Annotated in this window: 17 protein-coding genes and 1 pseudogene; 9 read left to right on the forward strand and 9 right to left on the reverse strand. The window is 72.3% G+C overall.

The features are described from left to right. Both QP119_RS00845 and QP119_RS00850 read right to left on the reverse strand, forming a co-directional pair. Positions 1 to 543: a DUF1003 domain-containing protein gene (locus QP119_RS00845; RefSeq protein WP_075663633.1), complete on the reverse strand. Its 543-nt coding sequence runs from the start codon at positions 541 to 543 to the stop codon at positions 1 to 3. Next, positions 536 to 1987 (reverse strand): magnesium transporter MgtE N-terminal domain-containing protein, encoded by a 1452-nt coding sequence (locus QP119_RS00850; protein ID WP_284772993.1) that lies wholly within the window; start codon positions 1985 to 1987, stop codon positions 536 to 538. Before QP119_RS00850 ends, QP119_RS00845 begins: the two co-directional genes overlap by 8 nt. A 261-nt stretch (positions 1988 to 2248) precedes the next feature. Between QP119_RS00850 and QP119_RS00855 the strand changes: the two genes are divergently transcribed. Both QP119_RS00855 and QP119_RS00860 read left to right on the forward strand, forming a co-directional pair. Beyond that, a complete protein-coding gene (locus QP119_RS00855; protein ID WP_423777733.1) occupies positions 2249 to 2956 on the forward strand; it encodes a general stress protein in 708 nt (235 codons plus the stop codon). Positions 2957 to 2982: 26 nt separating this feature from the next. Then, the gene (locus QP119_RS00860; protein ID WP_284772994.1) at positions 2983 to 3741 is read left to right on the forward strand and encodes a hypothetical protein; all 759 of its coding nucleotides are present in this window, start codon (positions 2983 to 2985) and stop codon (positions 3739 to 3741) included. Positions 3742 to 3889: 148 nt separating this feature from the next. Here QP119_RS00860 and QP119_RS00865 read toward each other — a convergent pair whose 3' ends face one another. The 3 genes from QP119_RS00865 to QP119_RS00875 form a co-directional block, all read right to left on the reverse strand. After that, positions 3890 to 7660 carry a multifunctional oxoglutarate decarboxylase/oxoglutarate dehydrogenase thiamine pyrophosphate-binding subunit/dihydrolipoyllysine-residue succinyltransferase subunit gene (locus tag QP119_RS00865; RefSeq protein WP_284772996.1) on the reverse strand — a complete coding sequence of 1257 codons (3771 nt, stop codon included), beginning with the start codon at positions 7658 to 7660 and terminating at the stop codon, positions 3890 to 3892. A 520-nt stretch (positions 7661 to 8180) separates the two neighbouring features. Then, the gene (locus tag QP119_RS00870) at positions 8181 to 9050 is read right to left on the reverse strand and encodes a hypothetical protein (protein ID WP_284772998.1); all 870 of its coding nucleotides are present in this window, start codon (positions 9048 to 9050) and stop codon (positions 8181 to 8183) included. A 136-nt stretch (positions 9051 to 9186) separates the two neighbouring features. Beyond that, on the reverse strand, positions 9187 to 10017 hold the full coding sequence (locus tag QP119_RS00875; protein ID WP_284772999.1) for a shikimate 5-dehydrogenase: 831 nt from the start codon (positions 10015 to 10017) through the stop codon (positions 9187 to 9189). A gap of 385 nt (positions 10018 to 10402) precedes the next feature. Between QP119_RS00875 and QP119_RS00880 the strand changes: the two genes are divergently transcribed. The 5 genes from QP119_RS00880 (at position 10403) to QP119_RS00900 (ending at position 15576) form a co-directional block, all read left to right on the forward strand. Then, positions 10403 to 11446 (forward strand): DNA primase, encoded by a 1044-nt coding sequence (locus QP119_RS00880; RefSeq protein ID WP_284773002.1) that lies wholly within the window; start codon positions 10403 to 10405, stop codon positions 11444 to 11446. Beyond that, a complete protein-coding gene (locus QP119_RS00885) occupies positions 11443 to 12432 on the forward strand; it encodes a nucleoside hydrolase (RefSeq protein WP_284773003.1) in 990 nt (329 codons plus the stop codon). Before QP119_RS00880 ends, QP119_RS00885 begins: the two co-directional genes overlap by 4 nt. A 180-nt stretch (positions 12433 to 12612) precedes the next feature. Next, positions 12613 to 13419 carry an ECF transporter S component gene (locus QP119_RS00890; RefSeq protein WP_284773059.1) on the forward strand — a complete coding sequence of 269 codons (807 nt, stop codon included), beginning with the start codon at positions 12613 to 12615 and terminating at the stop codon, positions 13417 to 13419. Further along, entirely contained in the window at positions 13376 to 14131 is a 756-nt protein-coding gene (locus tag QP119_RS00895; RefSeq protein ID WP_284773004.1) for a hypothetical protein, read from the forward strand. Before QP119_RS00890 ends, QP119_RS00895 begins: the two co-directional genes overlap by 44 nt. 11 nt (positions 14132 to 14142) lie before the next feature. Continuing rightward, positions 14143 to 15576, forward strand: coding sequence for an ATP-binding cassette domain-containing protein (locus tag QP119_RS00900; protein ID WP_284773005.1), 1434 nt, complete (start codon positions 14143 to 14145; stop codon positions 15574 to 15576). 6 nt (positions 15577 to 15582) lie between these two features. On the opposite strand, the gene QP119_RS00905 is transcribed toward QP119_RS00900, so the two are convergent. Then, positions 15583 to 17799: an HNH endonuclease signature motif containing protein gene (locus QP119_RS00905; RefSeq protein ID WP_284773007.1), complete on the reverse strand. Its 2217-nt coding sequence runs from the start codon at positions 17797 to 17799 to the stop codon at positions 15583 to 15585. Between the two features lie 288 nt (positions 17800 to 18087). Then, positions 18088 to 18711, reverse strand: coding sequence for a hypothetical protein (locus tag QP119_RS00910; protein ID WP_284773008.1), 624 nt, complete (start codon positions 18709 to 18711; stop codon positions 18088 to 18090). A gap of 242 nt (positions 18712 to 18953) precedes the next feature. Between QP119_RS00910 and QP119_RS00915 the strand changes: the two are divergent. Next, positions 18954 to 20156, forward strand: a pseudogene (locus QP119_RS00915) (MFS transporter); the annotation flags it as partial. Between the two features lie 209 nt (positions 20157 to 20365). Further along, the gene (locus QP119_RS00920; protein WP_284773011.1) at positions 20366 to 21760 is read left to right on the forward strand and encodes a DHA2 family efflux MFS transporter permease subunit; all 1395 of its coding nucleotides are present in this window, start codon (positions 20366 to 20368) and stop codon (positions 21758 to 21760) included. A 64-nt stretch (positions 21761 to 21824) separates the two neighbouring features. Here the strand turns inward: QP119_RS00920 and cydC are convergent, their stop codons facing one another. Both cydC and QP119_RS00930 read right to left on the reverse strand, forming a co-directional pair. Beyond that, complete coding sequence (cydC, locus tag QP119_RS00925; protein ID WP_284773012.1) at positions 21825 to 23582, reverse strand: thiol reductant ABC exporter subunit CydC; 1758 nt, start codon at positions 23580 to 23582, stop codon at positions 21825 to 21827. Continuing rightward, the gene (locus QP119_RS00930) at positions 23579 to 25168 is read right to left on the reverse strand and encodes an ABC transporter ATP-binding protein/permease (RefSeq protein ID WP_284773061.1); all 1590 of its coding nucleotides are present in this window, start codon (positions 25166 to 25168) and stop codon (positions 23579 to 23581) included. Before QP119_RS00930 ends, cydC begins: the two co-directional genes overlap by 4 nt. Positions 25169 to 25179 lie beyond the last annotated feature (11 nt).

The raw sequence follows: 25179 nt of genomic DNA on the forward strand, positions 1-25179 counted from the left end.
TCAGCCCTTCGTGGGCTCGGACAGCTCGGAGGGGTGCTCCTGGTCGTCGGCCGCGGCGTCGTCGATCTTGGCCTCGATGCGGCCGAGCACGTCGTGCAGCTCCTCGAGCTCGCCGCGCAGGTAGTCGCGGGAGACCATGTCGCCGACGGCCAGGCGCACGCCGGCGAGCTCGCGGGCGAGGAACTCGGTGTCGGCCTTCGTCTGCTCGGCGCGGCGCCGGTCGTTCTGCAGGGTGACCTTGTCGCGGTCCTCCTGGCGGTTCTGCGCGAGCAGGATCAGCGGGGCGGCGTAGGCGGCCTGGGTGGAGAAGGCCAGGTTGAGCAGGATGAACGGGTAGGGGTCCCAGTTCCAGGCGAAGCCGCCGATGTTCAGGGCGATCCAGACGACCACGACGACGGTCTGCCACATCAGGTAGCGGCCCGTGCCGAAGAAGCGGGCGACCTTCTCTGCGACGGCGCCCACCGAGTCGTCGGTGATGTTGAACAGCCGGCGCCGCCCGGCGGCGACCGGGGTGTCCAGTGCGTTGCGCTCGGACTCAGCCATCGTGGTCCTCCTTTTGCGGCTCGGTGGGGGCGGCCTGGGGGGCCTGCCGGGTCCCGGCGGCGGCCTGGGAAGCCTGCCCGGTCTCGGCGACGGCCTGGGAAGCCTGCCCGGTCTCGGCGGCGGCCTGGGAAGCCTGCCCGGTCTCGGCGGCGGCCTGCGAGGCGGGCCGCGCGGACTCGGGGCGCAGGCCCGTCTCGCGCCAGTCCTCCGGCAGCAGGTGGTCGAGCAGGTCGTCGACGGCGACGGCACCCAGCAGGTGCTTGTCGTCGTCGAGGACCGGCCCGCACACCAGGTTGTAGGTGGCGAAGTAGCGCGCGGCGGTCTCCTGGGAGTCGTCGGCGTACAGCGGCGGCAGGTCGGGGGAGAGGATGCCCGAGATCAGCGTCGACGGCGGCTCGCGCAGCATCCGCTGCAGGTGCACGCAGCCGAGGTACTGCCCGGTCGGCGTGGCCGTCGGCGGGCGCACCACGAAGACCAGCGAGGCCAGCGAGGTCGTCAGCTCCGGGTCGCGTGCGAGTGCCAGCGCCTCGGCCACCGTGGTCTGCGGCGGCAGGATCAGCGGCTCGGAGGTCATCAGGGCGCCGACCGTGTCCGGCGAGAAGCTCATCAGGCGACGGACCGGGGCGGACTCCTCGGGGTCCATCAGGTCGAGCAGCACCTCGGCGGTGGTGTCGGGCAGCTCCTGGAGGATGTCCGCGGCGTCGTCGGGGTCCATCTCCTCGAGGACGTCCGCGGCGCGCTCGATGTCGAGGGCCTCGAGCATCTCGGCCTGGTAGTCCTCCGGGAGCTCCTGGAGGATGTCGGCCAGGCGCTCGTCGTTGATCTGCTCGGCGAGCTGGTGGCGCGCGGCCGGGGCCAGGTTGTGCAGGTAGTTGGCCACGTCGGCCGGGCGCATGTCGCGGAAGGCCGCGATCGTCTCGGCCAGCGTGTCCGTCTGCCCGACGCCGCCGGCGCTGACACCGTGCACGTGCGACCACTCCACGATGACGGGCTCGCGGGCCCGGCCGAAGCGGGAGCGCCCCGGCACCAGCGCGATGCGCGAGATGACCCAGTCGCGGGTGCGGCTGCGCTCGAACTCGACGTCGGCGATCTCGACGGCACGGCCGTGCAGCTGCTCGGCGTCGGGGTCGTCGGTGTGCACCTTGGCGCCGACCAGGTCGCCCTGGACGGTCAGCTCGCCGGCGCGGACCTGGAAGACGCGCATGGACACCGACCCGGAGGTCAGCGTGATCTCGCCGGGCTCGATGGCGGCGACGCGCAGCATCGGCACGAAGACGCGGCGCTTGGTCACCAGCTCGATGACCAGGCCGAGGGCGCGCGAGGGCTGCGGCTGGGGACGCACGGTGACCACGACGTCTCGCACGCGCCCGATGGCGTCCATGTCGGGGCCGCGCACGGTCATGCCCGCCAGACGGCCGGCGTAGACGCGGGAAATGGCACTCATGGGACCTGATGCTAGCCGTCGACCGGGAACTTTTCGGAGTCGGCCGCGCGTTGTATCAGGTGGACGCGGGGCCGACGCGGACCCATGCCACACCCGCGCGGACAGGGATCTGCGGTCACACCGCAGGGTTTCACACCCGTCGCAAGCGCGGCCGCTGCAAGCACGCGGTCGCGGCGAGAACGTGGCCGGGGCAAGAACGCCCGCGGGCCCCGCCTCAGACGAAGACGCGAGAGCAGACAGAGACGACGAAGGAGAAGAAAGATGACGAACCCCCGAGGCACCACCGGCACCGGCCGCCGACCCCTGCGCGAGCGCCCCGCCGGCTGGCCGGTGGGCAGCTTCGACAGCTACGCCGACGCCCAGGAGGCCGTGGACAACCTCTCCGACCGCGAGTTCCCCGTGGACAAGCTGGTCATCGTCGGCGTGGACCTCATGGAGGTCGAGAGCGTGACCGGGCGCCTGACCTGGGGTCGCGTGCTCGCCGGCGGTGCCGCCTCGGGCGCGTGGATGGGTATCTTCTTCGGTCTACTCTTCGGGCTGTTCACGCCGAACGCCTTCTTCCTGCCGATCCTGGCGGGCATCGTCGTCGGCGCGATCTTCGGCATGGTGCTCGCCGCCGTGCCCTACGCGATGAGCCAGGGCGCGCGCGACTTCACCTCGCAGACCCAGATCGTCGCCGGCCGCTACGACATCCTCTGTGACCCGCCGCTGGCCCCGCAGGCCCGCGACGCCATCGCCGGGATGAACCTGGGCCACCGCGGCCGCGCGAGCCTGCCGCAGACCCCGGCCGCGCCCGCCCCGGCGCAGGCCTCCGGCACCGGGTGGGCGGGCGAGTCCCGCCCCGTGCAGGACGACGCGCCGATTGACGACGTCGCGCGTGACGACGTCCCGGGTGACGGCGCCGTGGGCGACGAGACCGTGCGCGACGACACGACGGGTGGGGAGCCCGAGGCGGGTCGGCGGGGCTGAGACCCGCCCCGGCTAGGATGAGGCGCATGCGCGCTGCCCGGAAGACCACCGCGGTCCTGGCCGGCCTGGCCACCATGGCCGGCCTGGCCGGCTGCACGAACGAGGCCACCCCCACCTACCGCGTCGGCGACGACGACGGCGAGGTGGTCATCCAGGTCTCCGCCGGCGACCCGGAGAACCGGCTGCTCGCGGAGATCTACCGCTGGGCGTTGGCCAAGGGCGACGTCCACGGCGTGGTCGAGACCGTCGACCCAGACTCCGAGCGCGGGCAGGCCGGCCAGCTCGAGTGGCTCGCCGACGGCGGGGCCGACCTCGTCATCGGCTGCACCGGCCAGCTGCTCGCCGACGTCCGGCCCGAGGCCGCGGAGACACTCGACGAGGAGTTCACCGCCGCGGAGGCCTCCGACAACCCCACCGCCGGCGACGCCGGCCAGCGCACCTACGACGCCCTGCTTGGAGCGTTGCCGGGCGACTACGACGTGCCCGACCCCTCGCCAGCCGAGGGCTGCTCGCAGGGCGCGGTGCCCGACGCCAAGGTGGACAAGGACGCATCGGGGAGGGGTGCGACGTCGGAAAGCGCGGGGGAGGCGCTGCCGCAGAACATAGTGCCCGTCTACCGCAAGACGGCCGTCAACCGCTGGGGCAAGAAGGGGCTCAACGATCTGACGCGCCTTTTGACCACGCACGACCTGCAGGAGATGGCCGAGCGCGTCGAGGACGGCGAGGAGCCCGACCAGATCATCTACGAGTGGCTCGGCGAGTCCAACCCCGACATGCTCGACTGAGCCCGGCCGCGCCGGAGGGGGAGAGACCGGCGCCAGGCGCAACAGGGCACAAGAAGAAACGGCCCCCGGGTGAACCCGGGGCCGCTTTCTTGCGTTTCAGCCCCTCCGCCCGGGGTCACCCGGGGCGGCCGGGGCGGTCACGCGGCGCTCAGTCGGCGAAGATCTCATCGAGGAGCTTGGCCTGCTCGGCGTGGTGCACCTTGGCCATGCCGGTCGCCGTCGAGGACTGCGCACGACGCGAGACGCGACGCATCGGCGGCATGTCCGGGATGAGCTCCGGCAGGTGCTCGTGCAGGAACGGCCACGGGCCCTGGTTGGCCGGCTCGTCCTGGCAGAACACGACCTCCTCGGCGTTCGGGAAGCACTCGAAGGCCTCACGCAGCCGGTTGAACGGGATCGGGTGCAGCATCTCCTGGCGGATGATCGCGATGTCCTCGCGCTTGTCCTCCGCACGGCGCTTCTCCAGCTCCCAGTAGAGCTTGCCGGAGACCAGCAGGATGCGGGTGACCTTGTCGGCGTCGCCGATGACGTTGCCGTCCAGGTCGACCAGGCGCGGGTCGTTGATCACCGAGTGGAACTTGGTGACCTCCGTGAAGTCCTCCACCGAGGAGGTGGCGGCCTTGTTGCGCAGCATCGACTTCGGGGTGAAGACGACCAGCGGGCGCGACATGGTGCCCAGCGCGTGGCGGCGCAGCAGGTGGAAGTGGTTGGCCGGGGTGGACGGCTGGGAGATGGTCATCGAGCCCTCGGCGGCCATCTGCAGGTAGCGCTCGATGCGCGCCGAGGAGTGGTCCGGGCCCTGGCCCTCGTAGCCGTGCGGCAGGAGGAGGACGACCTTGGACAGCTGGCCCCACTTGGCCTCACCGGAGGAGATGTACTCGTCGATGATGGTCTGGGCGCCGTTAGCGAAGTCGCCGAACTGCGCCTCCCAGGCGACGAAGGCGTCCGGGTTGCCCACGGAGTAGCCGTACTCGAAGCCCATGCCCGCGTACTCGGTCAGCGCCGAGTTGTAGATCATGACCTTACCGCCGTTGCCCTTGGCCGCGGCGAGCTCGCCCAGCGGGTTGGCCTCCTCGCCCGTCTTCGGGTCGAAGACGATGCCGTGGCGCTGGGTGAAGGTGCCGCGGCGGGTGTCCTCACCGGCGATGCGGACGGTCTTGCCGCCATTGGCCAGCGAGGACAGGGCGATCAGCTCGCCCCAGCCCCAGTCGATGCCGCCCTCGCGGACCGACTGCAGACGACGCTTGGCCACCGGGCGCACGCGGCGGTGGAACTCGAAGTCCTCGCCGCCGGCGTCCGCGTAGGCCTGGCCGATCTCGTAGAGCTCCTCCTTGGAGATGGAGGTGTCCAGACCGCGGGTGAGCTCCTGCGAGGAGGTGATGCCGGTCTGCTCGAGCTCCGGCTCGCCCTCGGACTCCTTGACGTCGTTGAAGACGGCCTCCATCTGGTCGTGGAAGTCGCGGGCGGCGGCCTCCGCGTCGGCCTCGGTGAGGTCGCCGCGGCCGATGAGGTCCTCGGTGTACTTGGCGCGCACGGAGTCGCGGGCGTCGATGCGGGAGTACATCTCCGGCTGGGTCATCGACGGGTCGTCGGCTTCGTTGTGGCCGCGCTTGCGGTAGCAGACCAGGTCGATGAAGACGTCCTTGCCGAAGCGGCGGCGGTACTCGGTGGCCAGGTGACCGACCCACACGACGGCCTCCGGGTCGTCGCCGTTGACGTGGAAGACCGGGCAGCCGTACGCCTTGGCGATGTCGGTGGCGTAGTAGGAGGAACGCCCCGAGTCCGGCGTGGTGGTGAAGCCGATCTGGTTGTTGACCACGATGTGGACGGTGCCGCCGACGGTGTAGCCGCGCAGCTGGGACAGGTTCAGGGTCTCCTGGACCACGCCCAGGCCGGTGAAGGAGGCGTCGCCGTGCAGCATCAGCGGCATGACGGTCTTGCCCTCGGCGCCCTTGTCCAGGATGTCCTGCTTCGCGCGCGCGATGCCCACCATGACCGGGTCGACCGCCTCGAGGTGCGAGGGGTTGGCGGCCAGGGTGATGTCGATCTCGCCGTCGCCGAACATCTGGATGTGCTTGCCGGTCATGCCCAGGTGGTACTTCACGTCGCCGGAACCGCCGGTCTGGCCGGGGTTCTCCTGGGTGCCCTCGAACTCGTGGAAGATCGTCGCCAGCGGCTTGCCCACGATGTTGAACAGCACGTTGAGGCGGCCGCGGTGCGGCATGCCGATGACGACCTCGTCGAGGCCCTGGCCGGCGGCGGTGTCGATGGCGGCGTCCATCAGCGGGATCAGCGCCTCGGCGCCCTCCAGCGAGAAGCGCTTCTGGCCGACGTACTTGGTCTGCAGGAAGTTCTCGAAGGCCTCGGCGGCGTTGAGCTTCTGCAGGATGTACTTCTGCTCGGCGTTGGTCGGCTTGGGCATGCCCGCCTCGAGGCGGTCCTGCAGCCAGTTGCGCTCCTCGTTGTCGAGGATGTGCGTGTACTCGGAGCCGACCTTGAGGGTGTAGGCGTCACGCAGGCGCTTGAGCACCTCGCGCAGCGTCATGGACTCCTTGCCGCCGAAGCCGCCCACGTTGAAGGTGCGGTCCAGGTCCCAGATGGTCAGGCCGTGGTTCTCGATGGCCAGGTCCGAGTGGTCCGGCATCTGCAGGCCCGGCTGGTGCCAGTTCAGCGGGTTGATGTCCGCGATGAGGTGGCCGCGAGAGCGGTAGGCCTCGATGAGCTGCATGACGCGGGTGTTCTTGTCGATGCCCGTGTTCGGCAGGTCCTGGGCCCAGCGCATCGGCGAGTAGGGGATGCCCATCGCCTCGAAGATCTCGTCGTAGAACTCGTCGTCGACGAGCAGGCGCGACATCTCGCGCAGGAACTCGCCGGACTCCGCGCCCTGGATGACGCGGTGGTCGTAGGTCGAGGTCATGGTGACGAGCTTGCCGACGCCCAGCTCGGCCAGGCGGTCCGTGGACGCGCCGGCGAACTCGGCCGGGTAATCCATCGCGCCGACGCCGATGATCGTGCCCTGGCCGGTGGTCAGGCGCGGGATCGAGTGGCGGGTGCCGATGCCGCCCGGGTTGGTCAGCTGAATGGTCACACCCTGGAAGTCGTCCATCGTCAGCTTGCCCTTGCGGGAGCGGGCGACGATGTCCTCGTAAGCCTCGACGAAGCCGTCGAAGGTCTTGGTCTCGCACTCCTTGATGGCGGCGACGACCAGGCTGCGCGAGCCGTCCTTCTTCGGCAGGTCGATGGCCAGGCCGAGGTTGACGTGCTCGGGGTTGACCACGTGCGGCTTGCCGTCGATCTCCTCGTAACGGACGTTCATCGCCGGGTGGATCTGGACGGCCTTGATCATGGCCCAGCCGATGATGTGGGTAAAGGAGATCTTCCCGCCGCGGGTGCGCTTGAGGTGGTCGTTGATCATCGACCGGTTCTCGAACATCAGGCGCGCCGGCATGTCGCGCACGGTGGTCGCCGTCGGGATGGACAGCGAGGCCTCCATGTTCTTCGCGATCGCCTTGAACGCGCCCTTGAGCTGCTTCTCGCCCGGCTCCGGGAGGTTTTTGACCTGGTTGAGCGGGGACTCCGGCTTGGTGCGCACGCGGGGCTGACGCGCCGGGGCGTCGCCCGGGGTGGCCTCCGGGTTCTTGCCGGCGCCGCCGCGCTTGTCGGTCAGGTTCGTGGCCGGGCCGTCACCGGCCGCGGCGCGGGCGGCGGCGTCGGGCCGGGTGACGTCACCCTCGCCCTTCTTAGCGGTGCCGGTGTGGCCCGACCCGCCGGTCTGCGGCGCGTCCGGGGCCTCCGGGGCGCCCTTCTTCTCGAAGAGGGCGGCCCACTCCTTGTCGACGGAGTTGGGGTCGTCCTTCCACTGCTGGAACATCTCGTCGACCAGCCACTGATTCTGGCCGAAAGTGCTAGGGCTGCTCACGGCAGTTTCTCGCCTCATTTCGATTGCTGTCTGTCGTCTTTGTCTCAACTGTAGTTCGCGGTACACGGTGAGTGGTCACGTCCGCCGCCGACCGGGGGAGACGGGCGGGGGTGACCCCTGTCCGGGGTTGTTTCCCGGAGGTCGACTCCACATCCGGGGGTGGATCGATCACCGGGCAGACAATACAGCCCGCATCCGTGCCCGCTATGGTACGCGGGCGCGCGGGTGGTCGCCGTCACCCGGGGTGGGTTGTTGTCCTGTCACCCGCACACCGGGGTGAGCCTTGGGGACCAGTGAAGACAAGCTGAGGAAGGCGGTCCTGTCACCCGCACCCCGGGGTGAGCCGGTGCAGCTTATATGCGGTACAGCCCATGCTGCGCCGTGTCGCGGGCATGCGGCGGCCCGGGGTGCCGGGGACGGGGCCGGGCACGGGAGATATGAGGAGACCCCGGGGCGGGTGGCCCCGGGGCGCATCTGATTGGGCGGGTGTGTTTCGCGTGGGACCCGGCGGGCGCCGGGCCTACTCCGCGTCCGCCTTCGCGACGGCGTCCGCGGCGTTGGCGGCGTCCTCGGCGTCCGTGGCGTCGGAGGCGCCCGCGTCGATGGGGGTGTCCGGCTCGGCGTCGATGACGCCGCCGCGCGGCAGGCCCTCACCGAAGCGGGCCGGGCCCAGGGCCTCGTTGGTGTGCTCGATGACGTGGGCGGCCAGCTTGCGGTTGGCCACCGAGCCGACGACCAGGCCGACGCCCATCGGCAGCAGCTTGCCCAGCCAGGCGCGGCGGATGCGCTTGCTCACGCTCTTCAGCGCCGTGCGCACCAGGCGGTTGTTGACCTCGTTGAGCGTCGGCCCGCTCAGGCGCGACAGGCTGGCCACGGCCGGCAGGCCGGTGGTGGACAGGCCGTCGGGAAGCAGGGTGTCGATGACCACGGAGCCCTTGGAGCCCAGCAGGCTGACCAGGACGATGGTTCGGCGCTCGCGCGGGTCGCGGATGTCGATGCCGCGCAGGTAGGCGCTGGCCATCGTGTAGGCGACGACGAAGTCGACGAAGACCACGGACTCCGCGCCGATGGCCACGGCGCCGGTGACGAAGCCGATGCCGGGGATGGCCGAGGCCCCGCCCGAGGAGGCGCCGGTTCCGGTCACGGCGTTACGGAACTGCTTGTCGAGCTTGGCCTGCAGCTCCGCGGCGTCGGCGTCGGGGTTCTTGCGCTTGAGGCGGTCGACGTGCTTCTCCACGACGGTGGTCTGCACGCGCGCCGCGCGGTCGAGGACGGCGACGAGCCACTTGGCCGAGCCGTCGACCTCGACCTCGGCGAGAGCTTCGAGGTCGGTCTCGGGCTCCGGGTCGAGGACCTCGGGTTCGTCTTTCTTGCGGCGGAACAGGGCCACGGGCGGGTCTCCTCGTCAGTCGGTCGGGGCGCCCGGCCTCACGCAGAGACCGCTATGTGCCGGGCATTGGACGCAGGCCAGCCTACGCCCGCCCGGCCGCGCGCACCGGGCGAGCGGCGCGGCGTCGGAAATTGAGTCAGCGCTGCGAGGCGTAGTCCTCGGCGGCGGCCACCTGCTCGGCGGTGGGGCGCACGCCGGTGTAGAGGGCGAACTGCTCGGCGGCCTGCAGAGCGGCGACCTCGGCGCCCGAGATGACCGGCTTGCCGGCCTCGCGGGCGGCGCGGATCAGCGGGGTGTTGACCGGGGAGGCCACCACGTCGAAGACGACCTCGGCCCGGTCGATCTCCTCCGGCGTGAAGGAGAGCTCCTCGGCCATGTCGCCCTCCATGCCGATCGGGGTGACGTTGACCAGCAGGCGGGCGTCGTCGGGCACCACACCGGAGAACTCCCAGTCGTAGCGGCCGGCCAGCGAGGTGCCCGTGACGTGGTTGCGCGCGACAACGGTGCCGCGCATGCCGTGGTCGGTAAGCGCCGCGACGACGGCGTTGGCCATCCCGCCCGAGCCGCGCACGGCCACCGGGAGCGTCTGGTCCACGCCGTGCTGCTCGAGCAGTGAGGCGACGGCCGTGTAGTCGGTGTTGTAGCCGGTCAGCTCGCCTTCGTCGTTGACGATCGTGTTGACCGCGTCGATGCGCGCCGCGGAGTCCTCGAGGTGGTCGATCAGCGGGATGACCTCCTGCTTGTACGGCATGGAGACCCCGGCGCCGCGGATCCCGAGGCCGCGGATGCCGGCGACGGCCGCGGTGATGTCCGCGGGCGCGATCGGCTTGTAGACGAAGTTCAGTCCGAGCTCGGCGTAGAGGTAGTTGTGGAAGCGCACGCCGTGGTTCGAGGGGCGCGCGGCCAGGGAGATGCACAGTGCGGTCTCGCGGTCGAGACGGTTGACCTGTTGCCGGGAAGTGAGCATGGGGCCACCGTAGAACATTCCGGGAGCCGCCCGCGAACTCTCCGGGCGGCGCCGGTGTGCCGGGTCACAGGCGGTTTCGAGGGTGCGGTGCGGCGCCTTGCGTTCGATTGACGACGTCGCGCGTGGGAGGCCCGCGGGTGCGTGTCCGGGTGGTGGAACTTCTCGGGGGTCATGTTGGCAGGTCCGGGAGGCCCGCGGGTGCGTGTCCGGGTGGGTGCGTGGTGCGCGGCGCGGGACGGGAGGGGGCCGGTGCCGCTAGGCTGGGCGACGGTTCGCTCCCGGGGCCTGTCCCCGGACGGTGCGGGCCGTGTTCGATCGCCCAGTTCTGTTGGACTCTCTTGGACCGTTCCTGACGGAATCTCTCCCCAGTGGAAGGTAAATGGACATGAGCTTTTTCGAGGACATCGCAACGGCGCTGGACAGCGACGGCATCGAGTCGAGAGTCGGCGGCGAGGTGCTCTTCGTGCCGATCACCTCGGACGTGGAGATCCAATTCGTCGAGGTGGACCCGCACCTGCCGGCCGCGAACGTCTACATCGCCGCCGCGGACGTCGACGAGGATGACGAGGACTTCTCGGCCGCCCTGGTCTCCGTGGTCTTCTCAGTGGAGGACGCGGTGCGCACCGTCGCCGCGCACATGGCCGAGGACCAGGTGATCACCGTCCTGCGCGACCTGCTCGACGGCACCGACGAGCGCATCGGGGAGCTGGAGTTCTTCCAGGACCCGGCCGACCCGAACCTGGTGCGCGCCGAGGTGGGTACCGCCTCTGAGCTCCAGGTGCTCGTCGCCGCGGTCGACGACGTCCCGCGCGCCACCGTCAGCTTCGTGACCACCAGCGACGAGTACGAGGACATGGTCGACCAGGCCATCGACGAGCTGTGGGAGAGCAATTCCGAGGACGACGCCGTGCTCACCGAGGCCGACCGGCAGCGGCTCTTCGCGCACCTCTCCGACGAAGCCGCGCTGGCCTCCCAGGAGATCCTGGAGCTGGGCTCCTTCGCCGACTTCGACAAGCTCTTCGACGTGCTGGCGCTGGCGGCCGAGCAGGCCGAGAACTGGGAGAGCCAGCTGATGCCCGTCGATGACGACTTCCTCGAGCCGGACGTCTACGACCTCTACGGCGCCGACCACGACGACGTGGTGGCCACCTCGGGCGCCGGGCTGCTCGGCGGCGCGGAGCTCGACGACGAGGACGACCTCGAGTGGGACATCGACGACGACCTCGACGACGAGGACGACGATGATCTCGACGAGGACGATGACGACGACCTCGATGATGACGAGGACGAAGACGACGAGGACTCGGACGACGCCGACGGCTCCGAGTCGAACGACGCTGACGGCGTGAGCGGCGCCGAGGCCGGGGATACCGCCGGGGACGCGGCGGGGGAGACTTCCGGGGAGGCCGGGGAGCCGGCCGACAGGTGAGCCCCGAGCGCCCGACCGGCGGCGCCCACACCGGCGCCCCGCGCGTCCTGATCGACTGCGACACCGGCATCGACGACGCGCTGGCGCTCGTCTACCTCGCCGGCCTGCACGTCGCGGGCGAGATCACCCTGACCGGTGTGAGCGCCACCGCCGGCAACACCACCGCACACCAGGCCGCCGCCAACAGCGCCTGGATCCTGCGGCTGTGCCGCCTGGGTGAGATCCCCGTCGTCGCGGGGCTCGAAGCCCCCGAGCACGTCGCGCTGACCACCACCCCGGACACCCACGGGCCCACCGGCACCGGCTATTTGCGCGCCGAGGTTGACCCGCAGCGCCTGCCCGCCGGCCCGCAGGCCCTGACCGATCTCTGGGACAAGGCGGGAGCCGACCGGCTGATCGTCACCGGCCCGGCCACCGACGCGGCCTTCCGGCTGCGCGCCGGGGCTCGTCTGCCGCGGACCACCCTGATGGGCGGCGCTTACGACTACCCCGGGAACACCACTCCACACGCTGAGTGGAACTCCTGGGTGGACCCGCACGCCGCCGCCGAGCTCTTCGATTCCGGCACCCCGGTGACCGTCTGCTCGCTCGCGGTCACCGAACGCTTCACCGTCGACCCGGACCTCCTGGGCCGGCTCATCGCAGCCCTCGGGCAGGTGCCCGTCGCGCAGCGCCTGCCGGAGATGCTGCGCTGGTACTTCGAGTTCCACCGTGCCGTCGGCGAGGGCTACCTCGCCCAGATCCACGACGCCGTGACCTGCATGATCGCCCTGGGCACAGTCGACTTCACCGGCACGTCCGCCCGCGTGCACGTCGACACCGGGGGCGAGCACCGCGGCCGGACCACCGCCGACCGGGAGGGAAACGCGACGGCGACGGGCGCGGCGTCGGCAAGCAACGCCCTGATCGTCGACGACGTCGACGTGGCCGGGGCGCGCGCCGAGCTGCTGCGCTCGGCGGAAGCGCTGGCTGGTTTCCTGCGTTGAACCGCCCGCGGGGTAGCATGCGCGGGTAGAAGGGGAGCGCCCCGGCGAGGTGACATAGCCGGAGGCGAACCGCGGGCAACACCGCGGCCCCGCCCACACCGGCGCACCGCGCGCCGCCCGACGCAGAGGAACACCATGTCACCGAATCCCGCCCACCACGCCACGGACTCTTCCGCGAAGATGACACCGGCCTGGACGCCGCTGCAGCGCGCCGGGGCCGTCGGCGGTGGAGCCCTGATCGCCGGTACCTGGCTGTTTCTGGTGCTCACCCGCCCGGGCGACTGGGAGAGCGTCGGCGGGTCCTGGCAGGCCGTCGTCACGCTGCTCGGCTACCTGGGCGGGGCGGTGCTGCTGCTGTGCGCGACCGTGCCGCGACTTCCCGTGCGCACCGTCTCGGTGATCCCGGTGGCCATCGCGCTGAACATCGTCGTCGGACAGATCGTCGGCACCATGACCCCGCTGCCGCTCTACCTGGACTCCCTGGGCACCGCGCTGGTCGCCGCGCTCGGCGGGCCCGTGGCGGGCCTGGCCACCGGTGCGCTCAGCTCCGTGGTCTGGGGTGTGTTCAACCCCTCGGTCCTGCCGTTCGCGGCGGGCTCGGCCGTGACCGGCCTGCTCATCGGCTGGGCCGTGCGCCGCGGGGTGCTGCGCAACATCGTGCTCACCGCCGTGGTCGGCGCGCTGATCGGCGTGGTCACCGCGATGATCGCCGCCCCGGTGGCCGCCTTCGTCTACGGCGGCACCTCGGGACTGGGCACGGGCGCGGTCGTCTCCCTCTTCCGTGAGATGGGCAACTCGCTGCTCGGCTCGGTGACCCTGCAGTCGATCCTGTCCGACCCGCTGGACAAGGCGCTGGTCATGCTCGCCGTGTGGGGCACGATCAAGGCCTTGCCCAAGCGCACGCTGCGTGCGTTCCGGGCCCCCGACGCGGTGCCCGCCGCGCGTGGCCGGGGCGTCGGTGCCGTCGACGGTGGCGCCGGCGCGTAGGGCGGGCGGCAACCCGCTGACCGGGTTCGCGCTCGCCGCGGCCGCCTGGCTGCTCGTCCTCGGCGTCAACCGGGCGTGGTTCTCGGCGGCCGTCGTCACGCTCGTCTTCGCCCACGCCGTACTGCGCGGGCGGGCGCGCACCGTCATCCCGGGAAGCCTGCTGGTCGCCGTGCCGGTGGCGGCCAGCGCGGCGATCATCCACATCCCCTTCGGCGAGCACCGCGTGGCGCCTGGCTTCACCCTCGACGGGGCGGCCGTGGCCGGGGTGCTGGGCCTGCGCGTCCTCGCGCTGGTGGCCGTCGTCATCGCCGCCGCCGCGGCCGCCGACGTGCCGCGCCTGGCCGTGGCCATGCAGCAGGCAGGCCTCGGCGGCAAACCCGCCTACCTGGTCGCCGGCGCCTTGCAGACCGTTCCCGAGGCCCGCGACGCCGCCCGCACCGTCGGCGAGGCCAACCGCCTGGCCGGCCGCCGCGTCGGCGCGCGCACCGTGCTTCCGTGGACCGTGGTGCCGCTGGTCTCGCTGTTGATGACCCGCGCCGTCGGGCGCTCGGGCGCCCTCGAGGCGGCCGGCGTGGGGCTTTCGGGCAGGCGCACCACCTTCCGCCCGATTGACGACGTCCCGGGCGAGCGCGTGCTGCGCCTGCTCGCCGTCCCGTGCGCGGCGCTCGTCGTCGCCGCGGTGTGGGCGGTGCGTGCGGGGTGGTTGTTGTGACAGGCGGTGATGTGGACGAGACGCGGGTCGAGGCGTGGGTCGACGCCCTCGTGGACGCTGTCGCCGGCGAGCTCGCGGCGGGGGAGGTCCTGCAGCTGGTCGCCCCGTCCGGTGCGGGGCTCAGCCGCCTGGGCACCCGGCTGCGCGCCAGGCCTCCCGCCGGGTGGGGCACGCTCGGCCTGGTCGAACAGGACGCGCACCTGCACGTCACTGGTCTTCGGGCGACCGTGGCCGAGGAACTGGCCTTCCCGCTCGAGCAGCGCGGGGTGGAGCGCGCGGAGATGGAGGCGCGCGTCGCCGGGCTTCTTGCCGAGGAGGGGCTGGGGCTTTCGGGGCTCGCGGAGCGCGACCCCGCTCGGCTCTCCGGCGGGCAGACGCGCAGGCTCGCGGTCGGCTGTGTGCTGGCCACCGAGCCGGACGCGCTGGTTCTCGACGACTCGTTCGCCGGGCTGGACCCGCAGGCGCGCGAACGCCTGGCGGGGCTGTGCCGCCGGTTCGCCGACCGTGGCGGCCGGGTCCTGGTGCTGGGGACCGCGCCGGTGGTCGAGCTCGGCGGGGCGCGGGCCCTGAGCCCGTCGGACGGTGACGACGGCCGGGTGCGGCTGGTGCCGGTCACCGGCCCGGGGCCGGTGGAACTGCCGGAGCGGGTCGGGCCGGCGGGTGGCGGAGCCGCCGGGGACGGAGCCCGCGGCGACGGAGCCCGCGGTGCTGAGGCCGCTGGTACTGAGGCCGCTGGTGCCGCGGGCGACCACTGTTCGGACACCGTCGCGGAGATCCGCGGACTGGTCGCCCGGCCCGGTTACGCCCCGGATCCGCAGGGGCGTCTCCGGCGGGTGCTCGGGAAGCTCTTCTCCTGGAAATCGAAGGCCGCCCGGGTGGTTCCGGAGGGCACCGGGGCCGCGTCCACACCAGGGCATGACCACGGGGCCGGCGACTGGTTCGGGCCGGTCGACCTGAGCCTTACCGCAGGCGAGGTGGTCTGGCTGCGCGGGGCGAACGGCTCGGGCAAGACCACGCTGCTGCGGGCGCTGGCAGGGCTGGGCCCGACGCCGGCCGAGGTCGACGTCTCCGTCGCCCTGGCCGTGCAGGACCCCGGCGACCAGGCCGTCGACCCGACGGTCGGGCGGTGGGTCGGCTCGGCCGGGAGGTGGAAGGCCTGTGGGCTCGACCCGGAGGAACATCCGCTGGATCTGGCGCGGGCCGACCTTCGGATCGCGCAGCTGGCGGCGGTGACCGGGTTGGGCCGGGACGTGGTCCTGCTCGACGAGCCCGACGTGGGGCTCGACCACGAGGGGCGCGCCCGGGCGCACCGGTTGATCGCCGAGGTACTGGCCTCGGGGGCCGCGGTGGTTCTGACCTGCCACGACGTCGGTTTCGTCGAGGAGGTCGGCGGCTACGCGACGGTCCGGCCGGTCGATCTGGCGGCACCGCACGGCAGGCGGTGACGCCCGTCAGGCGATGAAGAGCCCGGGCTGGACCCAGCCGCCGCCGTCCTCGTCGTCCTCGTCGTCCTCGTCGTCGTCCGCGCCGGGGTCGGCGTGGTCGCAGTAGTGGGCGTCGGCGGCGTCATCGGAGCTGGTGCCGTCGGAAGCGTCGCCGAAGACATCGCCGAAGGCATCGCCGCCTGCGGCATGGTCGGTCGCGTCGTCCTCGTCGCGTTCGGCCCGTTCGGCGAGGTAGTCCTCGTAGTCGTCGAGCCAGTCGGGTACCTCGGACACAGGCGTACCGGGATCATTGGTCGGCTCAGGGTTCTCGGCAGCCCCGGGGGCACCGGCGCGCGGGGTACTGCCCGGCGGTGGGTCGGCGTTGGCGTCGCGGATCCTCGCGCCGGCGGCTCGGCCGGCCCGGGAGGTCTCGTTGAGATCCACCGGGGTCAGTCCGTCGGCGGTGTGGAATCCGGTGTGTCCGACTCTCCCGGTCTCGGGGTCTCTGTCGGCCCATCCGCGTTTCCACCGGGGATCTCGTCTGTCGTTGTTGTCCCCGTGGTGGTCCTTGCATCTGAGCGTGAGGTTCTCGACGTCCGTCCGGCCGCCGAGCAGCCAGGCGACGAGGTGGTGGACCTCGCAGGCGATGGCCGGCTCGGTGCAGCCGGGGTAGGAGCAGACCAGCTCGGTGGCGACCAGGGCGGCCTTCTGCATGAAGCTCGCCGGTCGCAGCGAGCGCCCGGCGTGCAGCGGGTCGCCGTTGCGGGAGTGCAGGATCTCGATGTCGTAGGCCGAGGCCTGCAGCGCGAGCATGTCGAAGAGCGTCAGGTCCACCGAGGTGTTGGTGGGGTAGGCCTTGCGCCAGACCGGGGTCGTGCCCGGGTCCAGGCGGCCGGCGTCGCCCATGGTCTCGAGATTCCTGCTGATGGCCACGGCGGCCTCGTCGATCTCGTCGAGGTGCTCGGCGGTCAGCGAGATCAACAGGCCGGCGCAGCCCCTGGCCTTATCGGCGGATGCGGCGTAGTGGACCAGGGCCTGGAAGACGGCGTCGCACTTGCGCTGCTTGGCGGTGCGGTTGTCCTTCTTCCTGGTGGGCCTGGGGCCGTCGCTCGGAGGGGCGTCCGGGGTGAGGTCGGGGATGTCGGCGCCGGGCTTCAGGGCGTCGGCGAAAAGCTCCTCGACCAGCGCGACCATCGGTGGGGTCAGCTTCACCTGGAGTATCGCCGACCCGTCGGCGTCGATCGAGGAGAGCCAGGCGTAGCGGTTCTTGTACGGGGCGAGCGGGTCGCGCGCCCCCAGGTTGACCTCGGCGATCCGGGCGCGCAGCCAGGCGCGCAGGTCCTCCGGGGAGCGCTTGTCGGCCTCGAGGATGGCCTCTTTACGCAGTTCCTCGCGACCGATGATCGCGGAGTCGAGCAGGGTCTTGAGCTCGGTGTCGATGATGCGGGCCTTCTCGACGGCGAGCTTCCTGGCGCGGGCGAGGCGGTTGGCCTCGCGCTTGTCGGCCTCCGCCTTGCGGCGGCGTTCCTCAGCGGCGCGGCGCTTGGCCTCCTCGCGCGCACGCTCCTCGGCCTCGCGGCGGAGGCGTTCCTCGCGCTCGCGCTGCTCGCGTTCACGCTTCTCCCGCTCCTGCTGCTCGTGCTGCGGCTGCTCGCGCTCGGCGTCGAAGGGGGCGAAGGTGTCGAAGGGGTTGAAGGTGCCGTCGGCGGTGTCGTCGCCGGAGGTGTTGCTGCCGGCCCCACCGTCGGTCTGGCTGGCGCCACCGGCGTCTGCGGTGCCATCGGCGCGGGTGGAGCTTTCGGCGTCGGTGGCCTGGTCAGCCCCGGCCTGGTCAGCCCCGGCCTGGTCGGCCGCGTTGCTGCCGGCCCCCGGATCCTCCGGCCCGGCCGCGGCGGGCTGGGCCGGACCGTAGATGGACTTCGCGGCCTCGATGCGCGCCCAGGCCTCCTTGCGTGAGATCCCGAGCGTCTCGGCGAGGAAGAGGTGGGTCTTCGAGGTGCCGGTCAGGTTGCCGGCGCGGTGGACCTCGGAGAGGTGGGCGAAGGCGGCGTCGACCATCGCCTTGGATGCCAGGGAGGTCTCTAGCTCCTTGATGGCGGGGATTGTCGCGGTGAACGCGTGGGCGTCGAGGCCGCTGTCGAGGAGCTCGGAGATCTTCTCCATGGACTCGGCGCAGGTGCGGGCCAGAGCGGTGATCTCCGCGACGCGCGGGTCATCGGAGCGGTTCTTGGTGGTCGCGGTCATCAGAGTCACCCCCTCGTCGGTGATGGTCCGTTCCCGGTGGTTGCGGCCCTCGCCGCGTGAATTCCCCCGAGTTCTGTCCGTGCTCTCTGGTGTCGATGCTAGCGACACATGCGTTAGAGCGCAAGTGTGTTCGAGTAATTTCTTGAAGGTTTCTTGGGATTCACCCGCCGGGCGACGGACATGCGCTGCCGGAAGCCGCCCGGACGCCGTCGCACCTCCGAAGCAAACACATGGCCGAACGCGTCGCGCGCCCCGTATGGCCCGCCCGACTCTCCCCGCCGCTCCCCGTCAGGCCGCCTCGCCGGCGGTGAACAACGACGCGGGGGAGTGGACGGGCGCGAAGTCGCGGTCGACGAACCAGCAGAAGGTCGGCGCGGTCTCTCCGGTGAGCTGGTGGACGGCGTCGGCCGCGGCGGTGGGCACCAGGGCGCGCACCCAGGCCTCCGGGGTGGCCGCGGGCAGCTTCTTCTCGGTCGCGCTGAAACGCAGTACGAGCAGGTAGGCCGGCTCGGTCTCGGAGCCCCAGCCACGGATGCGGGCCCGCGCGCGGGTGCCCACGCGGTGGCGGCGCACGGCGACGACGGCGGCGTCCTCGCCGAGCACCTCGGGAAGATGCAGTGTCGGTGGGCGCCAGCGGGCCCCTGGGCGCACCAGCGAGCGCGGGTGCCGGATCATCGAGAGCACGTTGCGCAGCGAGTCGGACTCGCGGTTCTGGATCATGCGCGCCAGCGAGCCGGCGAGATCCGGGTCCGGGGTCTCGGCGCGGTGGGTGGGGCGGCGCCGGATGCCGCGCACGTTGCGCGCGGCGCCACGGCTGCGTGCGCCGCCGTTTCGCGCGGTGCGCCCGCGCCGGCGCCCGCCGCCGATGGAGGAGAAAGTGTCAGAGTTACCGGGGTTCGTGGAGTTCTTCATGGCCTGCACATTAAGAACGCCGCGCGACAGCAGGGCCCCGCTCCGAGCCAAAACTAGAACACACATTCTATAAACTAGCGCTGTCCAGGACATTCGGTGGACTTCGTGCGCGCCCGGGGTAGGGTGGTTGCGGCATTGAGCGCCCACGCGCCGCCCACGAGCGCCCACGAGCCACCCACAAGCCGCCGAGAAGGCCACCAGGCGCACCACCCACAGAGCAGGGGAGCATCACCGAGAAAGCCATGTCAGAGACCCAGACCGCCACCACCGCGAAGCCGAAGATCCCCACCGAGATCTGGGTGCTCGTCGCCGCCGCCTTCCTCATCGCCCTGGGCTACGGGCTGATCGCGCCGATCATCCCGCAGTTCGCCCAGAGCTTCGACGTCGGCATGGCGGCCGCGGGCGCGGTGGTCTCGATCTTCGCCTTCTCGCGCCTTGTCTTCGCGCCGGCCTCGGGCAAGCTGATCGACCGGCTGGGCTCGCGCGGGGTCTACCTGACGGGCCTGTCCACGGTCGCGGTGACCACGGGCGCGGTCTCGATCGCCCAGGAGTACTGGCACATCCTCCTCTTGCGCGGCCTGGGCGGCATCGGCTCGACGATGTTCACCGTCTCGGCGATGAGCATCATCGTCCGTTTCGCCCCGCCGACGATCCGCGGGCGCTGCTCCTCGGCCTACGCCTCGGCGTTCCTCCTGGGCAACATCATCGGCCCCGTCCTCGGCGCGGCGCTGTCCTCGCTGGGCATGCGCGCGCCCTTCGCCATCTACGGCGCGACGCTCTTCGTGGCCGTCGGCGTGGTGTGGTGGCGGATGCCGCACGCGGGCACGGGGCGTGTGGCCAAGGACCCGGCGCACCCGCCGATGACCTTCCGCGAGGCCTTCGCCGACCGCGCCTACCGCTGTGTGCTGGTCTCCGGCTTCGCCAACGGCTGGTCCAACTTCGGCGTGCGCGTGGCCACCCTGCCGCTGTTCGCGGCCGCCGTCTTCGAGCACGGCGGGGCGATCGCCGGCCTGGCGATGGCCGCCTTCGCCTTCGGCAACGCGATCTGCCTGCAGTTCTCCGGGCGCCTGGCCGACCGCGTGGGCCGCCGCCCGCTGATCCTGATCGGGCTGGCCGCCAACGGCGTCTTCACCGGCACCCTGGGACTGGCCGACAGCTTCTACCCGCTGCTCATCGCCTCCGCCCTGGCCGGCGCGGGCGCGGGCGTGCTCAACCCGCCGCAGCAGGCCGTGATCGCCGACGTCATCGGCAACAAGCGCTCCGGCGGCAACGTGCTGGCCAACTTCCAGATGGCCCAGGACGGCGGCACGATCCTCGGGCCCATCGTCGTCGGCGCGATCGCGCAGGCCGCCGGCTTCCCGGTCGGCTTCGCCGTCTGCGGAGCGGTGACCGCCCTGGCCTTCCTGTCCTGGGCGCTGCACGGGCGCGAGACCCTCGAGGCCGCCGGCGGCGACCTGCGCTCAATTGCCGACGTCCCGTCCCACCCCTCCAGTACCGAAGGTTCCACGGGCGCGCCCGGCGCCGCAGGCGCCGGGACCGCCGACGGTGCGGCAACCGCCGACGGTGCGGCAACCGCCGACGGTGCGGCAACCGCCGACGGTGCGGCAACCGCCGAGGGCGAGGGGCGCGAGGTCGGCAATCGGGAGGGGCGCGCGTGAGCCGGGCTTCCGCGCGGCCGTGGCACGCGCTCGGGGCGCTGTGCGTGGGGCTCTTCGTCACGCTGCTCGACCAGTCCTTCGTGGCCGTGGCCCTGCCGGACATCCAGCGTGAGCTGGGCGCCTCGGTCAACCAGGCGGTGTGGGTCTCGGCGGTCTACCTCTTGACCTTCGCGGTGCCGCTGCTGGTGACCGGGCGGCTCGGCGACCGCTTCGGACAGCGCACGGTCTACCTGTGCGGTATGGCGATCTTCACCGCGTGCGCGGCCGGCTGCGCCATGGCGCCGACGATCGAGGCGCTGATCGTGCTGCGCGCCTGCCAGGGCTTCGGCGCCTCGCTGGTCAACCCCCAGCCCTTGAGCGTGATCAACCGGGTCTTCCCGGCGGACCACCGCGGCCAGGCGATGGGGGTGTGGTCGGCCGTGGCGGGCTCGACGGGGATGTTCGGGCCGGTGCTCGGCGGGCTGATCGTCGGCGCGGCCGACTGGCGCTTCGCCTTCGCGGCCTACGTGCCGCTCGGCCTGGTCTCGCTGCTGCTGGTCTCGCGGTGGGTGCCGCGCCTGGAGCGCACGGCCGCGCACATCGACCCGGTCAGCGCGCTGGTCTCGCTGGTGGCGGTGCTCGGCGTGGTCTTCGCGCTGCAGGAGGGCCCGGAGCTCGGCTGGGGCCCGGAGCTGACCGCGGTGCTCGTCGTGGGGCTGGCCGCGGGCGTGGGCTTCGTGTGGCTGCAGGCCCGCGCCGGGCGCACCGGGCGGGAGGCGCTGATGCCGCTGGAGCTCTTTACCAACAACAACTTCGCCCGCGGCGCGCTGGCGGTGGCCACGCTCGGCTTCGCCGTCTACGCGGTGCACCTGCCGATCATGCTGTACCTGCAGCAGGTCAAGGGGATGGACCCGCGCCATGCCGGGCTGATGATGATCCCGATGGGGGTGCTCTCGGTGATCGTCGCGCCGATGGCCGGCAGGCTGACCGACCGGCTGGCGCCGGGGCTGATCTCGAAGACGGGCTTCGGCTTCCTCATCGCGGCGATGTGCTCGTTCGCGGTGGTGATGTGGCTCCAGGCGCCGGTGCTGTGGACGCTGGCGCCGATCTGCCTGCTGGGTGTGGCCAACGGAGCGTGCTGGTCGCCGAACTCGACGATCTCGATGCGCGGACTGCCCGAGCACCTGGTGGGTGCGGGCTCGGGCGTCTACAACACGTCCCGGCAGGTCGGCGCGGTGCTCGGCGCGGCGTCGCTGGGTGCGGTGCTGCAGGTGGGCGCCGGGCCGCTGGGGCAGGCTGGCGCGCTGGCCGTGGGCATGCTGCTGCCGGTCGGCGGGCTGCTGGTGGGCTTGTATGCCGTCTCCGGTTTCCGGGCGACGACGCGGGTGCGCTCGCAGGACGCGGCCGGGTAGGACGCGGCCGGGTAGGCGGCGCCGGGGCAGGCGCCTGCCGCGCCGGGCGCTCTCCGCGCCGCCGCTAGCGCGTGCGCGGGTGGCGCACGACGATGACGGTGCGCCTGGCCCGGGCACCCGGCAGGTCGCCGGAGGAGAGCATCTTAAGCATCGCCGCGGAGCTTTCGGGGTCGAGGTGCTCGGTGGGCTCGTCGAGAAGCAGCACGGGGGCGTCGGTGAGCAGGGCCCGGGCGATGAGCAGGCGGCGGCGCTGGCCGCCGGAGAGGCTCTCTGCACCCGAGTCGAGGATGGTGGAAAGGCCCTCGGGAAGGCCTGCGACCCAGTCGTCGAGGCCGACCGCCTCGAGCACCTGGTGCATCTGGGCGTCGGTGGCGCCGGCGGCGCCGACGGCGAGGTTGTCGCGCACGGTGGTGGCGAAGACGTGGGCGTCCTCGGGGGTGAAGAAGACGCCGCGGCGCAGCTCGTGGGCGGGGTAGTCGGCCGATGCGAGCCCGCCGACGAGCACGGTGCCGCCGCGCGGGGGCAGCAGGCCGGCGAGCGTGAGCAGGAGGGTGGTCTTGCCGTAGCCGGAGGGGGCGACGATCTCGCGGAAGGTGCCGAAGGGCGCGTCAACGTCCCAGGTGGCCACGTCCGTGTCGAAGCCGACGACGAGCCCGCGGGCTACGAGGTCCGGCTCGGCGGGCAGGCGCGGCCCGGCGGGCTCGGCGGGCGCGGGACCGTCCGAGTCCTCCGACACCCCGTCGCCGCCTGGCGCAGCGCCGTCGGAGCCCTGCGCGGCAGAATCTGCGGCAGCGCGGCCAGCCAAGGAACCCTCCGCGGCAGCCTCCTCCTCAGAAGCCCCCGACCCCTCGGCGAACCCGGCGATCCGGCGCGCGGCGCCGGCCGCCCGGGTGAGCGTCTCGGCGGCGGCGGGCAGCTCGCCGGTCGTCTCGAAGGCGGCCAGGGCGAGCAGCACGAGCACGCCGAGCCACTGCGGGGAGTGCCCGCCGGCCAGGTACAGGCTGCCTGCCAGCAGGATCACGCCGAGCACGGTCAGCCCGTGGATCCAGCTCCGGGCGCCGGCGGCCCAGGCCAGCGCGGGTGCCCCGGCCTCGGTGGCGCGCTCGCGCTCGCGGGCGGCGGCGTCGGCACGCGTGAGCGCGTCGTCCAGCTCGCCGCGCACGCGCAGGGCGGCCGATCCCGAGAGGACCTGGTCGACCTCGGCGGTGTAGGCCTCGCCGGCGGCCGCCCGGCGGTCCTCGGCCACGCGCACGCCGCGGGCGACCAGCCAAGGCGGCACGACGGCCGCGGCCAGAAGCCCCACGGCGAGCACGAGGGCGGCGGCGGGGGAGACGAAGAGGGCGAAGATGACGGAGACGGCTCCGGTGACCACGGCGGTGCCGACGGGTACGACGGCGCGCACGATGACGTCGGCGACCTCGTCGACGTCCTCGCCGAGGCGGGTCAGCAGCGCCCCGGAGCCGAGCCCCATGGCCTTCCTCGGGTCGCCGGCGGCGAGCAGCCGGTAGGCGCCGACGCGGGTGCGCCCGGCGGTGCCGAGTGCCAGGCGGTGGGCGGAGAGCCGCTCGATGTAGCGCAGCAGCGCCCGGGAGATGCCGAGTGCGCGCACGGCGGTGACGGCGACCATGACGTCCATGACGAAGGGCCGCTGCCAGGCCTTGGTGATCAGCCAGGCGGAGACGACGGTCAGCGCGATGGAGGCGAGCATGGTCGCCGTGCCGGCGGTGACGGGGCCGATGAGTTCGCGCAGCCGCAGTCCGGTCAGCGGCCGGGCGGCGCGCAGGGCGGAAAGATCCCCGCGCAGGATCGTGGTGGTGCTCATGCGCCCACCTCGATGACGCGGTCGGCGGCGGCGATGAGCAGCGGGTCGTGGCTGGCGGCGATGACGGTCACCCCGGCGGCGGCGCGCCCGCGCAGCTGGTCGATCATGACCTGCGCGTTCTCCGCGTCGAGGTGCGCGGTCGGCTCGTCGCAGACCATGAGCTTCGCGTCACGTTCGAGCTCGCGGGCGAAGGCGACGCGCTGGCGCTGGCCGAGCGAGAGCCCGGAGGTGTCGCCCACCGACGCCGGGTCGAGCACGGGGCGTTGTGGCAGGTAGGAGACCTGCCGCCACAGCTCGTCGCGGTCGAGCACCTCTCCGGCGGCCTCGACGCGGGCCGCCCCGGTGACACCGTCGGTGACGATGCCGAGAAGCCTGAGTAGCGCGGTGGACTTGCCGGCGCCGTTGGGCCCGGCGAGCACAGTCAGCGCGCCGGGCTCAGCGGTACCGCTCAGGTCGCGCGGTCGCGCGCCGTCGCGGTCGGGCACGGTGAGGTGCTCGAAGACGACGCGCACGCCGTCGCCGGCCTCGTTTGCCGACGTCGCGCCTACCCCCGCGAGCGCGCTCCCCGCGCCGTCGGCGCGAGCGCCGACGCCTGCGGCGCCGACCGAGCCGCCGGTGAGCGCGGCGAGCACGGCGTCGGTGGCGGCGAGGCCGTCCTGGGCGTCGTGGAAACGGGTGCCCACCTCGCGGATGGGGTTGTAGACCTCGGGGGCGATGACCAGGACGGTCAGCCCCGCGGCCAGGGTCATGTCGCCGTCGAGGAGGCGGAAGCCGATGCCGACGGCCATCAGCGCCACCGACAGGGTGGCGAGGAACTCCAGCACGAGGCTGGACAGGAATGCGATGCGCAGCACGGAGACGGTGGAGTCGGTGTGCCGGGAGGACAGCCTGCGGACCTCGGCGAGGGTGTCCTTCTGCCGATCGACGGTGCGCAGCGTGGGCAGCCCGGCGATGAGGTCGAGCAGCTGGTCGGTGAGCACGGAGAGGTCGCGCAGGCGGCGTTCGGTGCGCCCGGCGGTGAGTGTCCCGACCAGCCACATGAAGAAGGGGATCAGCGGGACGGTTACCAGGGCGATCAGGAACGAGGGGGTGTCGAGCCACCAGACGACGGCGAGCATGACCGGGGTGGCGATCACGGTGCCGGCGAGCGCCGGCAGGAAGCCGGTCAGGTACGGCCCGAGCCCTTCGATGCCGGTGCCGAGTGTGGTGCGCCAGGCGGCGCGGTCGACTCGGCGGGGGTCAGCCAGGGCGAGGCGCTCCAGCGCCTTCGCGCGCAGGTCGACGGTCACCGCGGCGGCGGCGCGGTGGGCGAAGCGGGACTGGGCGAAAGAGACGGCGCCGCGCACGAGGACGGCGGCGGCCAGTGCCCCGAGGTGCCCGGCCCAAGAGCTCAAGGCCTGTTCGGGCTGTTCGATCAGCCCGGCGGTGACCAGGCCGACCATGAGCCCCATGACCACGGTGGCCACGGACTGACAGGCGGTCAACAAGCCTGCCGCGCCGATCCAGCGCCGGGTGGGCGCGGAGAGGCGGAGGAGGCGCGGGTCGACGGGCCCGCGCCGGGGTGTGGCGTCAGCGGCGTCGGACAGGTCCGCGGGCC

This window comes from Corynebacterium frankenforstense, assembly GCF_030211955.1.
Taxonomy (GTDB): Bacteria; Actinomycetota; Actinomycetes; order Mycobacteriales; family Mycobacteriaceae; genus Corynebacterium; species Corynebacterium frankenforstense_A.